This is a genomic window from Limnobacter sp. (assembly GCF_046297615.1).
Lineage (GTDB): Bacteria > Pseudomonadota > Gammaproteobacteria > Burkholderiales > Burkholderiaceae_B > Limnobacter.
Genome location: NZ_JBKBHM010000008.1, coordinates 1 through 11,810, shown reverse-complemented (window position 1 = coordinate 11,810; position 11,810 = coordinate 1). Strand labels below are relative to the sequence as shown.

Below are 11,810 nucleotides of genomic sequence, written 5' to 3'. Positions count from 1 at the left end.
AAGCCGATCAGTAGCGGTAATGCTCGGGCTTGTAAGGGCCGCTTTGCTTCACACCGATATAGGCGGCCTGGTCGGGCGACAGTTCGGTCAGCTGCGCGCCGATTTTCTTCAGGTGCAGTCGGGCCACTTTCTCGTCCAGATGCTTGGGCAGTACATACACGCCGACAGGGTACTTGTCGGTTTGTGTGAACAGCTCGATCTGCGCAATGGTTTGGTTCGCGAAGCTGGACGACATCACGAAAGAAGGGTGGCCTGTGCCGCAGCCCAGGTTCACCAAACGGCCTTCAGCCAACATGATGATGCGCTTGCCATCCGGGAAAATGATGTGGTCAACCTGGGGCTTGATGTTTTCCCAGGTGTAGCCTTTCACGCTGGCGATGTCGATTTCATTGTCGAAGTGGCCAATGTTGCAGACAATGGCCTGGTCTTTCATGCGAACCATGTGGTCATGGGTGATGATGTCTTTGTTGCCTGTGGCTGTGACAAAAATGTCGGCCTTGTCACACGCATAGTCCATGGTCACCACGCGGTAGCCTTCCATCGCAGCCTGCAAGGCGCAGATGGGGTCCACTTCAGTCACCCACACTTGGGCCGACAGGGCACGCAACGCTTGGGCTGAGCCCTTGCCTACATCGCCGTAACCTGCAACCACGGCCACTTTGCCTGCAATCATCACGTCGGTGGCGCGCTTGATGCCATCGACCAGCGATTCACGGCAACCGTAGAGGTTGTCGAACTTTGACTTGGTCACCGAGTCATTCACGTTGATGGCGGGGAAGGCCAATTCGCCTTTCTTGGCCATGTCGTACAGGCGCTTTACCCCAGTGGTGGTTTCTTCGGTCACACCTTTGATGTGCACGATGCGCTTGGAGTACCACTGAGGGTCTTTCTTCAGGGTGTCCTTGATGCTGTTGAACAGGCAGATTTCTTCTTCACTGCCGGGGTTGTTCAGCACGCTCAGGTCTTTCTCGGCTTTCACGCCCAGGTGCAGCAGCAAAGTTGCGTCGCCGCCGTCGTCCAGAATCATGTTGGAATAACCACCGTCGGCCCATTCGAAAATCTGGTGGGTGAATTTCCAGTAGTCGACCAGTGATTCGCCTTTGTAGGCAAACACGGGAATGCCGGCGGCCGCGATGGCTGCGGCAGCGTGGTCTTGTGTTGAGTAGATGTTGCACGAAGCCCAGCGGATTTCAGCACCCAGCGCAGCCAGTGTTTCAATCAACACGGCGGTTTGGATGGTCATGTGCAGGGAACCGGTGATGCGCGCGCCTTTCAGGGGCTGGCTGGCCGCGTACTCTTGGCGAATCGCCATGAGGCCGGGCATTTCGGTTTCAGCAATCGCGATTTCCTTGCGGCCAAAGTCGGCTTGGCCCAGGTCGGCAACGAAGTAATCGGGTTCGCCAGTGGCGGTAATGGGTTTTGCAATGGCGTTCATCACGCCCTCCTTTGTCAAAAGTCAAAAAGAAAGAAGCGTGAGCGCCGTTGTTGTTTCTCGTTCGAGCCTAGCACCCCGTTTGCTGCGGGTGTGTCGCAACGCTCCTCGAACTTTTTGATTATAGCAGCCTTTGTTCGGGCAGACCAAGCCTTCAATCCCCCCAATCAGGGGCGCAGGGCCTGCCCGCAGGTCAGTTAAAGGCCAGCCGCAGCGCGCAGGGCCTGGGCCTTGTCCGTGCGCTCCCAGGAAAACTCGGGTTCTTCACGTCCAAAGTGCCCATAAGCGGCGGTTTTGGCGTAGATGGGGCGCAACAGGTCCAGCATCTGCACAATGCCTTTGGGTCGAAGGTCGAACACCTCGCTGATCAAGGCGGTGATCTTCTCGTCGGAAATCTTGCCTGTTCCAAAAGTGTTGACCATGACCGAGGTGGGGCGCGCAACGCCAATGGCATAGCTCACCTGCACCAGGCATTTGTCGGCCAAGCCAGCAGCCACCACGTTTTTAGCCACATAACGGCCAGCGTAGGCTGCCGAGCGGTCTACTTTCGAGGGGTCTTTGCCGGAAAACGCGCCGCCACCGTGCGGGGCTGCGCCACCGTAGGTGTCGACAATGATCTTGCGGCCTGTCAACCCGCAGTCGCCCTGGGGGCCGCCAATCACAAAGCGGCCGGTGGGGTTTACCAGGTAATTGATGTCGCCTTTGATCAGTTCTGCGGGCAACACCGGCTTGATCACTTCCTCAATCACCGCTTCCCGCAGGGTCGACAACTCAATGTCGGGGGCGTGCTGGGTGGACAACACCACTGTGTCGATGGCGTAGGGCTTGCCGTCCACGTATTTGATGGTCACCTGAGACTTCGCATCCGGGCGCAACCAAGGCAGGCGGCCGTCTTTGCGTAGCAGGCTCTGGCGGTGAACCAGTTGGTGAGACAGGCTGATGGCCAGTGGCATTAGTTCACGGGTTTCATTGACCGCGTAACCGAACATCAGGCCTTGGTCGCCCGCGCCTTGGTCCAAATTGTTGTCGTGGGCTTTGTCCACGCCTTGGGCGATGTCGGGGCTCTGACGGTCATAGCACACCATCACGGCACAGCTTTTGTAGTCAATGCCGTAGTCGCCGTTGTCGTAGCCGATCTTTTTCAGCGTTTCACGGGCAACATCGATGTAGTTGACTTGAGCCGTGGTGGTGATTTCCCCAGCCATCACAACCAGACCAGTGTTGGTCAGTGTTTCGGCAGCCACACGGGCTCGGGGGTCTTGCGCAAGAATGGCGTCCAGTACCGCATCAGAAATTTGGTCTGCGACTTTGTCGGGGTGTCCTTCAGACACCGATTCAGAAGTGAAGTAAAACTCGTTGGCCATGAAAAAAGCTCCAAAAAAACGAAAGGGCCAGCGAAGCCGATTTCGTATTTTGAAGCCCGGCGACGCTTTAGCGGATTAGTTTCAGTTCGCCCCGCAAGTTGTCATTTAACTCAGCGAACACTGCGAATATACCGGAATTTGAACTTGACTGCCAAGCCACATTGGTCTGACTCGCTACAATCGCCACATGATTAAATCCCTGTTTCTCGTTCTGGCCCGTTTGCCTTTACCCCTGCTGCATGCACTGGGCTTCGGTTTGGGCTGGCTGGTGTACGGCCTTTCGGCTTCTTACCGCCAAAAAATGTGGGACCATGCCGAAGTGGCTTTCCCGGGGCAACGCGCCCGCCAGCGGCAGGCCGTTTGGGGGTCCGTGGCGCATACCGGGCAAGCCTTGTTTGAATTGCCTTTCCTCTGGGGGCGCAGCACCCGCGAGGGCGCCGCGCGCGTGACGGAAATCACGGGCTGGGAACATGTTGAACAAGCCCTGTCCGCCGGTCGAGGGGTGATCGTACTTACGCCACACCTCGGAAGCTTCGAATCAGCCGCGCAAATTTTCTCAACCCGAGAGCCCATCACCGTGCTGTATCGGCCCAACCGGAAAGCAGAGGTTCAGTCCATCATAGAAAACAGCCGCGCGCGGGATGGCGTCGGCCTGGCACCCACGAACCTTTCCGGAGTCAAAATTCTGCTGAAAGCGCTCAAGCGTGGCCAAGCTGTTGGTTTGTTGCCCGATCAAGTCCCCTCCAATGGCGAAGGCGTGTGGGCCCCCATGTTCGGCAAGCCCGCTTACACCATGACCTTGCCCGGCCGCCTTGCCAACGCCACTGGGGCAACAGTGGTGCTTGCGCTGGGTTATCGCAAACCTTGGGGTCAGGGCTTTCGCCTTGAAATCAGCCCGGGTCCACAAAGCTTGAGCGATGACCCGGAGTTGGCCGCCACGCAAGTGAATGCGGCCATGGAGCAACTCATACTTCGACACCCCACCCAGTTCTACTGGGGGTATGAACGTTACAAGGGGCCAAAGCAGGGGGGGAATCCATGACCCGTTTCTGGATTGCCTGCTGGTTTGCCCTCGGCCGTTTGCCGTTTCCGGTGTATCGGGCATTGACCGCCGGCGTGTGCGCATTGCTCACCCTCTTGCTGCTGCTGTTTGCGGCAGAGCGCCGCCGTGTGGCAATGACCAACCTCGCCCTTTGTTTTCCGGAAAAATCCTTCGCCCGTCGACTCGCGTGGACTGCCCGTCATATCCATCTGTACCTGCAGACTTTTCTGGACCGTGGCTGGTTGTGGCAAGCCGACCCAGCGGTGGTCCGCAGCCGGGTTAGGGTGCTCAACCCTGAGGCACTGGCCGCTGTCGATCTGGCCACGCCCACCATCTTTCTGGCCCCGCATTTTTTGGGCTTGGACGCGGCATGGACCCGGCTTTGTCTGGACATCGACATGGTCACCATGTACTCCAATCAGAAAAACCCAAGCCTTAACAGCTTGATTCTCAATGGCCGCTCCCGCTTGGGGGCGCCGCTGTTGCTGTCTCGGCAACAAGGGATACGCCCGTTGATCTCCGCCATGAGGCAGGGCAAACCGCTCTACTACCTGCCCGACATGGATTTCGGCGAGCGTGACTCCGTCTTCGTGACCTTTTTTGGCGTGCAGGCCGCAACGGTCACTGCCGTGGCGCGATTGTCCAAAATGCTCAAGGCCCAAGTGGTGCCGGTCACAACCCGGTATGTACATGGTCGCTACGACATCACTGTTCATCCGCCGCTGGCCAATTTCCCTCGGGAGGATGAAGTTGAATCCACTCAAGCCATCAATCACGCCATTGAATCGTGGGTCTTGGACAACACGGTCCAGTATCTGTGGTTGCACAAGCGCTTCAAGACGCGCCCCGAGGGGCAGCCCAGAATATACTGACCACAGCAACACCTCGCGATCAGAGAGACGACCTTGAAAAGCCTGAAGTTCACGAAAATGCATGGCGCCGGCAACGACTTTGTGGTGCTCGACAACCGCGATGGGGCCATCGGCCTGACCGCCGAGTTGATCAAGCGCCTTGCAGACCGGCATTTTGGCGTGGGCGCTGACCAAGTGCTGATCGTTGAATCCCCTCAAAATGCGGGCAACGACTTTCGTTACCGAATTTTCAACGCGGACGGTCAGGAGGTGCAGCAATGTGGAAACGGTGCCCGCTGTTTTGCGCAGTTCGTGGTCGACAAAGGCTTCACGGACAAATCCAGAATTCGAGTTGAAACCCTGGCTGGGGTGATTGAGCCCGAGCTGATTCGTCCCAATTGGGTTCAAGTCAATATGGGCCCCCCGTCGTTGTCCGCAGAGTCACTCCCCTTTGTGGCCGAGGGGCTGTCCTCGCGGGTCAATGGCAAACTGGTGCAATACCGACTGCCCATCGACGTGGCAGGGCACAGCGAAGAATTGTGGGTGTCCTTGGTCTCCATGGGCAACCCTCATGTGGTTCTGTTTCTGGACCAAGCTGCAGATGATGTCCGTGTTCAAAGCCTGGGCGCCTTGCTGGAGAGCCACCCGCGTTTTCCGCAGCGGGTCAACGTGGGGTTTGCGCACGTGATTGATCGACACCGCATGCATTTGCGAGTCTACGAACGTGGGGTTGGTGAAACTTTGGCCTGTGGCACCGGTGCGTGTGCTGCTGCAGTGGCGGGCATGAAGCTGGGGATGCTGGGCGAGCGAGTCGATGTCATCAAGGCAGGCGGAACGTTGACCATCGAATGGGCAGGCGATGCCGATCACGACGTGTTGATGACAGGCCCGGCCCAAACCGTATTTGAGGGAGTGTTTTATCTATGAGCGAGGATGCAATCCACGTGGCCGATTTCTTGAAGGCCAACCCTGATTTTCTGATCAAGAATCCGGGCGTGCTCGCCTTCGTCCGTCTGCCTGAGCAGTCGTCTGGCAATGTGGCTTCACTTCAAGATCGGCAACTCCAGACCATGCGGGAAAAGGTGAAGGCCCTGGAGCACCGCATCGCCGACATGAGCAACGCCGCTGTTGAGAATCAGGCGATTTTGGACAAGCTGCTTCAATTGTCCCGCCACCTGTTGGCCACCCGCAGCGATCAACAGTTGCCTGATGCCTTGGTCAACAAAATCAAGACTGAGTTTTCCGTGCCCATGGTGCGTTTGGCGCTGTGGGGCAAGTCCGATGTGCCGGAGTCCGATCGCAGTCAAATTGACGCCATCAAGCGCCTGTACTGTGGTTTTGCCGACCAATCGCCCGCTCCGGCTTTGTTTCAGGCCGAGGACGTGCACCCCCGTTCCGTGGTCATTATCCCGTTGCGTGTGGGCGCCAACCCGGACAGTTTCGGTGTGCTGGGTTTAGGCTCGCCCGACAAAGACCGGTTTGCCCCGACTCTTGAGACGGACTTTCTCAACACGCTGGCTGAACTGGCATGCGCAGCGCTAAGCCGCCTGCAATCCTGAATCCCTGGGTTCGGCGCTATCTGGATCATCTCGGTCTGGAGCGCCGTTACAGCCCAAACACCGTGGCCGCCGCTGCGCGGGACTTGGCTCTGATTCCATCGCCACAAGAGTCAGCCACTGCGGTCGTGTTGAAGACACTGTTGGCTCAGCGCCATGCCGAAGGCCTGGCCCCCAAAACCTTGGCCCGCATTGCATCGTCTTGGCGCGGTTTTTTCCGTTATCTGGTGGAGCAGGGCGCAATTCAGGTTAATCCAGCCGAAGCCTTGAAAACTCCCAAACCAAAACGCAGTCTCCCCAAAGCCCTCGGAGTTGATCAGGCGGCAGGTCTGTTGGAAGGCCAAGTGTCGGAGGAATTTGCGATGCAGCAGGTTCAAACCCTGATACGCCTGTTGTACGCCACGGGCCTGCGTATCAGCGAGGCCTTGGCGCTTCGTGTCGGGGCCAGTCAGCAAGCTGTCAATTCCACTCTGGATTTAACGCACCGCGAGCTGCGTGTCGTGGGCAAGGGCTCAAAGACTCGGGTTGTCCCGCTGATCGCACCCGTATGCAATGATTTGATGGAACACCTCAAGCGCCGGGAAACCCACCTTCAAACCATCGGCGTGGTCAATGCGGAGGGGTTTTGGCTCTCTGCGCGGGGCAAACCTTTGTCCGCCCGCCAAGCCCAAATGGATGTGGCCCGTTATGCACGCCTGAAGGGGCTTTCTCAGCACTTGCATCCGCACATGCTACGTCACAGTTTTGGCAGCCATGTGCTGCAAAGCACTCAGAATCTCAGGGCCGTTCAAGAGTTGTTGGGGCATGCCTCTTTGGCGTCTACCCAGGTCTACACCGCGTTGGATTTCTCCCATTTGGCGCAGGTGTACGACAGTGCTTTTCCCCGGGCCAAGTAGCTCAGCCTTGGTTTGTTGGCATGGCCTTCAAGGTCTGAAGCACGGCTTTGCTCAAGGGCTGGGTGCTGTCCCCAGTCAGTTTGCCCAAGTCAAGTGTTCGCAGCCAGCGTCCGGTGGCGTGGGTGGGGTCGTTTTGGTCATACTTTTCACGGGTCTCGATCAGCCACTGCATCACTGAGGCGCCTTGTTCGCCCAAATAACGGTTGGCGTAGGCCAAAGCCACGGTGTCCGCAAACAACTCTTGTTTCAGCACCACTTCAGCCCGGGCGGCAGACAGGCCGGTCCCTGAAAATCCGCGCAACTGAGGGTCTTGCAATTGAACCTGGGCAACGAACTCCCTGTTCTCGCGCATGCAGTGTCCCATCTCATGAGCAGCCGATGCAGCCAGAATCTGGTCCCACTGGGCCTGATTGTCCGATTTCAGAAAACGGCCCCACTGCGCCCAAGCCTGGGGGTTCGGGTTGATGAAAATCACGCACCTGCCGCTCAGGTAGCTGATCGCGCCCAACGGCGTAGGTTCTGCGCGCTCCATAATGACAACCGACGGGGCTTGCGGCAATTCCTGAACCAACTGGGTTTTCACCTCTTGCACCACGCGCATCACACGGTCTACCGGCAGGTTGTCGGTGTCGATGTGGCCTAGTCCAAAAGCCAGAGAGAGCAGGAAGGAAAGCATGGTGTTCCCCAGAAGTGGTGATCTGGGGTCCAGTTTTCCAAAGCTTGCCAAACTCTCTTGGGGTAAGAAAATGCCTGAAAAAACCGCTATTTAGCGCTTGTAGGGTCCCGACTATTGCGCCATGTCAGAATCTCTCCGACAAGGTCTGGCCATTGTCTGACTTGCCGTGACCACTTCATACTCAAGTCGTTTAATTCCTCCCATTCCGACAGGCAGAAGTTCAATCCCGTCTGCCAATTCATGGCGGTGGCCTCGCTTGAAAAGCCGTTCCAGAAATACCAGACTGACCGCCATGCCGATTGAAGTGTCTCCGGCCAACCTGCGGTGTAGAGCGCAAAAAAGGCATCGAGTTTTCCCCGGTGTGCGCCGTCCTCGGTAGGGTAAATCTGCCAGATGAATGGTTTACCACTCAGTTGTGCGCGAACGAAGCTGTCCTCGCCACGAACCATCAACAGGTCGTGGTTCTTCAACAGGTCATCGAATTCCACTTGCGGCACCCAGGCTGGTTGTTTCAGTCGATGCAGTTGTTCTTTCGTCACAGGCGTGTTCAGCCAAGCGAGGTCTGGCCCAAGCCAGGCCCACTGCCAACCCGGGGGGCATTGCGCCATCAACGCCGGCAAGGGGCTGTGCTTGTAGCCAAACACCAGAACTTGTAGGTCAACAGGGGGCAGTGTAATCGGGGGGCGGTCATTGATCGCAGGCCAGTCCCGGTGAATAAGCCCGCCCGTACTCGGGCCAAAGCCCGGGTAAAACAGGGTGCTTGAGTGCCCAGTGCGGGCCTGCGTCATACCAGACAGGTGAAAATCGACGGCCCAAGCCTCCGCTGTCAGGTAATCCACCACCAGCCAAGGCGCAGTGTGGTATCGGGTTCGCAGGGTTTGATCGAATCGGTGAGTCGTTGATTCACTGGAAGTCCCAAAAGGCTCGATCACCAGTGAACAGTGCTCAGGCAGCCGGGCCAAGTCATCTGCAGATCGTCCGTCCAGAACGTTCAGAGAACCGATATCACTCTGACTCATCAGCTTGAGCACAGTCTCTGGACGATCACTGACCAGCCAGACCCCATGGCCCGAGCAGCTCAAACCACGGCTCAAGCGCAGGCAAAAACCTGCATCGCCGAAATTGTCGATGACCTTGCAGAGTACAACTATATTCATCGCGCCACGCCAGTTGCGGACAAGAAAAAGGCCCCATGTGTGGGGCCTTTCAAACCAAGCGATCGGGCAAACACCAGGGCTGCCATCCGGTCGCTTATTTCACGCGGTTGCGGTACTCGTTGGTGCGGGTGTCAATTTCAATCTTGTCACCGATTTCCACAAACGCGGGCACCTGAACTTCGTAATTGGTTGGCGCAATGCGTGCAGGCTTCATCACTTTGCCTGAAGTGTCCCCGCGAACAGCAGGTTCTGTGTATTCAACCACACGAACAACAGTCGTTGGCAGTTCAACGGACAAGGCTTTGCCATCATAGAACACCACTTCGCAGGGCATGCCGTCTTCCAGATAGTTCAGGCCGTCACCCAGGTTTTCGGCTTCCACTTCGTACTGGTTGTACTCAGCATCCATGAACACATACATGGGGTCTGCGAAGTAGGAGTAGGTCACTTCCTTGCGGTCCAATACCAACACTTCAAACTTTTCATCCGCCTTGAAGACGTTTTCCATGCCGGCGCCGGTCAGCAGGTTCTTCATCTTCATTTTGACCACGGCGGCGTTGCGGCCGGATTTGTTGTATTCGGTTTTCAGGACAACCATAGGGTCCTTGCCAACCATGACCACGTTACCGGTACGTACTTCTTGAGCGATTTTCATGGGAATTCAAATGGGTGAATTGGAAGCCCGCTATTGTACTCGAAGTCATTGATCAAACAAGACACTTTGTGAAATCAAGGCTTAGGCCGATAGTTACCTGCGTCAGTGTTCTCTGAATAGGATGCTCACGGGGTGGCATCGAAGGCATCGGGCGAGATGTCGCACCAAGCCCCCGCAGCCAAGTTGTCGGGCAGTACATAAGGGCCAACCGAATGCCGGTGCAACGCAGTCACATGATTGCCCACGGCAGCCAGCATACGTTTCACTTGATGGTACTTGCCGGTCGTGATGCCCATCTCAAGGCGGCCATCGTCCAGCACCTCACATCGGCTGGCCTTCACCACCTCTACCTCGTAATCTTCCTGCAACTCCACGCCCGCAAGCAGATGGTCGAGCTGCGTCGAGGTTACAGGGGTGGCTGGTGTAATTTGATAGATCTTCTCAATGGCATGTTTGTCGCCCCGTTTCCCGCTGATCAGCCGGTGCAGGAACTGGCCGTCATCCGTCAATATCAACAGCCCCGTTGTGTCCACATCCAGCCGACCTGCAGCTTGAATGCCCCGTGCTACATAGTGAGGTGGCAGTAACTCAAACACAGACCGATGCCGCGACGGCTTGTGCGACGTCTCATAACCGGCCGGTTTGTGCAGCATCACATACACATTGCGCCGAATTTGATAGGCAGTACCGTCAATTTCCAGAGTGTCTCCCTCCTGAATGAGCGTCTCAAACGGGTCGAACTCCGAACCGTTCAGCAATAGCTCTGCAGAGGCCAAAATATTTTCGCAATGCCGCCTGTTTCCAAGTCCTTGAGTCTGAAGGGTTTTGATGTTTGGGTGTACTTTCATGAGCAATTATTTTCGTTTTTTTGTCGAAAAGTGTTTGACAGGTTTTGAGAGTGTGTGCATAATCTCGCTTCTCTGCTGCACGACACGATGCAGCGCGAAACGAGAAACGAAGCAGTCAGGTGGGCGATAAGCCAAACAGTGATTGTAACGTTGATCAGAAGTTTCGAATGTTCTTTAACAAGTTAACAGCCGATAAGTGTGAGTGCTGACTTAATTAGAAGCTTAGGTGTGTGTTGGTTTCAACACATCGACATCAGGTTTCACGATTTGGTGTCAGTGCTCGCACGGAATAAAGTAAATGAATTGTGAAACTGTCAAGGTTTTACGATCATCTACTCCGTCGAGTTTGTAATTTTTGCAGAGATTAAACTGAAGAGTTTGATCCTGGCTCAGATTGAACGCTGGCGGCATGCCTTACACATGCAAGTCGAACGGTAACAGGTCTTCGGATGCTGACGAGTGGCGAACGGGTGAGTAATACATCGGAACGTGCCCAGTAATGGGGGATAGCCCGGCGAAAGCCGGATTAATACCGCATACGCCCTGAGGGGGAAAGTGGGGGACCGCAAGGCCTCACGTTATTGGAGCGGCCGATGGCTGATTAGCTAGTTGGTGAGGTAAAGGCTCACCAAGGCGACGATCAGTAGCTGGTCTGAGAGGACGATCAGCCACACTGGGACTGAGACACGGCCCAGACTCCTACGGGAGGCAGCAGTGGGGAATTTTGGACAATGGGGGCAACCCTGATCCAGCAATGCCGCGTGTGCGAAGAAGGCCTTCGGGTTGTAAAGCACTTTTGTCAGGGAAGAAATCCTTTGGGCTAATACCCTAGGGGGATGACGGTACCTGAAGAATAAGCACCGGCTAACTACGTGCCAGCAGCCGCGGTAATACGTAGGGTGCAAGCGTTAATCGGAATTACTGGGCGTAAAGCGTGCGCAGGCGGTTGTGTAAGACAGATGTGAAATCCCCGGGCTTAACCTGGGAACTGCATTTGTGACTGCACGACTAGAGTGCGTCAGAGGGGGGTGGAATTCCACGTGTAGCAGTGAAATGCGTAGATATGTGGAGGAACACCAATGGCGAAGGCAGCCCCCTGGGATGACACTGACGCTCATGCACGAAAGCGTGGGGAGCAAACAGGATTAGATACCCTGGTAGTCCACGCCCTAAACGATGTCAACTAGTTGTTGGGGATTTACTTCCTTGGTAACGTAGCTAACGCGTGAAGTTGACCGCCTGGGGAGTACGGCCGCAAGGTTAAAACTCAAAGGAATTGACGGGGACCCGCACAAGCGGTGGATGATGTGGATTAATTCGATGCAACGCGAAA

General features: G+C 56.2%; 11 protein-coding genes, 1 rRNA gene and 1 riboswitch. Of the genes, 6 read left to right on the top strand and 6 right to left on the bottom strand.

All coding sequences use genetic code 11. The features are described from left to right. Nucleotides 1-7: 7 nt before the first annotated feature. Together ahcY and metK are read right to left on the bottom strand one after the other, a co-directional pair. The gene (gene ahcY / locus ACK4FF_RS14520) at nucleotides 8-1,435 is read right to left on the bottom strand and encodes an adenosylhomocysteinase (protein ID WP_409710864.1); all 1,428 of its coding nucleotides are present in this window, start codon (nucleotides 1,433-1,435) and stop codon (nucleotides 8-10) included. Nucleotides 1,436-1,467: 32 nt separating this feature from the next. Next, a riboswitch (S-adenosyl-L-homocysteine riboswitch) is annotated at nucleotides 1,468-1,548 on the bottom strand. A gap of 81 nt (nucleotides 1,549-1,629) precedes the next feature. Beyond that, nucleotides 1,630-2,796 carry a methionine adenosyltransferase gene (metK, locus tag ACK4FF_RS14515; protein WP_409710862.1) on the bottom strand — a complete coding sequence of 389 codons (1,167 nt, stop codon included), beginning with the start codon at nucleotides 2,794-2,796 and terminating at the stop codon, nucleotides 1,630-1,632. Between the two features lie 187 nt (nucleotides 2,797-2,983). Between metK and ACK4FF_RS14510 the strand changes: the two genes are divergently transcribed. Genes ACK4FF_RS14510 through ACK4FF_RS14490 form a run of 5 tightly spaced genes read left to right on the top strand, consistent with a single transcriptional unit; the run spans nucleotide 2,984 to nucleotide 7,141 of the window. Next, nucleotides 2,984-3,838 (top strand): lysophospholipid acyltransferase family protein, encoded by an 855-nt coding sequence (locus ACK4FF_RS14510; RefSeq protein WP_409710860.1) that lies wholly within the window; start codon nucleotides 2,984-2,986, stop codon nucleotides 3,836-3,838. Then, entirely contained in the window at nucleotides 3,835-4,710 is an 876-nt protein-coding gene (locus ACK4FF_RS14505; RefSeq protein WP_409710858.1) for a lysophospholipid acyltransferase family protein, read from the top strand. Before ACK4FF_RS14510 ends, ACK4FF_RS14505 begins: the two co-directional genes overlap by 4 nt. 57 nt (nucleotides 4,711-4,767) lie before the next feature. Beyond that, nucleotides 4,768-5,616, top strand: a complete 849-nt coding sequence (gene dapF, locus ACK4FF_RS14500) for a diaminopimelate epimerase (protein ID WP_409711156.1) — start codon at nucleotides 4,768-4,770, stop codon at nucleotides 5,614-5,616. Then, complete coding sequence (locus ACK4FF_RS14495; RefSeq protein ID WP_409710856.1) at nucleotides 5,613-6,248, top strand: DUF484 family protein; 636 nt, start codon at nucleotides 5,613-5,615, stop codon at nucleotides 6,246-6,248. The genes dapF and ACK4FF_RS14495 overlap by 4 nt, the downstream gene beginning before the upstream one ends. After that, a complete protein-coding gene (locus ACK4FF_RS14490) occupies nucleotides 6,218-7,141 on the top strand; it encodes a tyrosine recombinase XerC (RefSeq protein ID WP_409710854.1) in 924 nt (307 codons plus the stop codon). The genes ACK4FF_RS14495 and ACK4FF_RS14490 overlap by 31 nt, the downstream gene beginning before the upstream one ends. A 1-nt stretch (nucleotide 7,142) precedes the next feature. Here the strand turns inward: ACK4FF_RS14490 and ACK4FF_RS14485 are convergent, their stop codons facing one another. From ACK4FF_RS14485 to ACK4FF_RS14470, 4 genes are all read right to left on the bottom strand, one after another. Further along, nucleotides 7,143-7,817: a hypothetical protein gene (locus tag ACK4FF_RS14485; protein WP_409710852.1), complete on the bottom strand. Its 675-nt coding sequence runs from the start codon at nucleotides 7,815-7,817 to the stop codon at nucleotides 7,143-7,145. Nucleotides 7,818-7,903: 86 nt separating this feature from the next. Then, nucleotides 7,904-8,974 carry an elongation factor P maturation arginine rhamnosyltransferase EarP gene (gene earP, locus ACK4FF_RS14480; protein WP_409710850.1) on the bottom strand — a complete coding sequence of 357 codons (1,071 nt, stop codon included), beginning with the start codon at nucleotides 8,972-8,974 and terminating at the stop codon, nucleotides 7,904-7,906. A gap of 94 nt (nucleotides 8,975-9,068) precedes the next feature. Further along, complete coding sequence (efp, locus tag ACK4FF_RS14475; protein WP_409710848.1) at nucleotides 9,069-9,629, bottom strand: elongation factor P; 561 nt, start codon at nucleotides 9,627-9,629, stop codon at nucleotides 9,069-9,071. 125 nt (nucleotides 9,630-9,754) lie between these two features. Next, nucleotides 9,755-10,477 (bottom strand): 16S rRNA pseudouridine(516) synthase, encoded by a 723-nt coding sequence (locus ACK4FF_RS14470; RefSeq protein WP_409710846.1) that lies wholly within the window; start codon nucleotides 10,475-10,477, stop codon nucleotides 9,755-9,757. Between the two features lie 366 nt (nucleotides 10,478-10,843). Between ACK4FF_RS14470 and ACK4FF_RS14465 the strand changes: the two genes are divergently transcribed. Further along, nucleotides 10,844-11,810: ribosomal RNA gene (locus ACK4FF_RS14465) — 16S ribosomal RNA — on the top strand; the annotation flags it as partial.

Coding starts and splice junctions, on each gene's coding strand:
- ahcY (WP_409710864.1), bottom strand. CDS start 1,435: ATGAACGCCATTGCAAAACCCATTACCGCCACTGGCGAACCCGATTAC.
- metK (WP_409710862.1), bottom strand. CDS start 2,796: ATGGCCAACGAGTTTTACTTCACTTCTGAATCGGTGTCTGAAGGACAC.
- ACK4FF_RS14510 (WP_409710860.1), top strand. CDS start 2,984: ATGATTAAATCCCTGTTTCTCGTTCTGGCCCGTTTGCCTTTACCCCTG.
- ACK4FF_RS14505 (WP_409710858.1), top strand. CDS start 3,835: ATGACCCGTTTCTGGATTGCCTGCTGGTTTGCCCTCGGCCGTTTGCCG.
- dapF (WP_409711156.1), top strand. CDS start 4,768: ATGCATGGCGCCGGCAACGACTTTGTGGTGCTCGACAACCGCGATGGG.
- ACK4FF_RS14495 (WP_409710856.1), top strand. CDS start 5,613: ATGAGCGAGGATGCAATCCACGTGGCCGATTTCTTGAAGGCCAACCCT.
- ACK4FF_RS14490 (WP_409710854.1), top strand. CDS start 6,218: ATGCGCAGCGCTAAGCCGCCTGCAATCCTGAATCCCTGGGTTCGGCGC.
- ACK4FF_RS14485 (WP_409710852.1), bottom strand. CDS start 7,817: ATGCTTTCCTTCCTGCTCTCTCTGGCTTTTGGACTAGGCCACATCGAC.
- earP (WP_409710850.1), bottom strand. CDS start 8,974: ATGAATATAGTTGTACTCTGCAAGGTCATCGACAATTTCGGCGATGCA.
- efp (WP_409710848.1), bottom strand. CDS start 9,629: ATGAAAATCGCTCAAGAAGTACGTACCGGTAACGTGGTCATGGTTGGC.
- ACK4FF_RS14470 (WP_409710846.1), bottom strand. CDS start 10,477: ATGAAAGTACACCCAAACATCAAAACCCTTCAGACTCAAGGACTTGGA.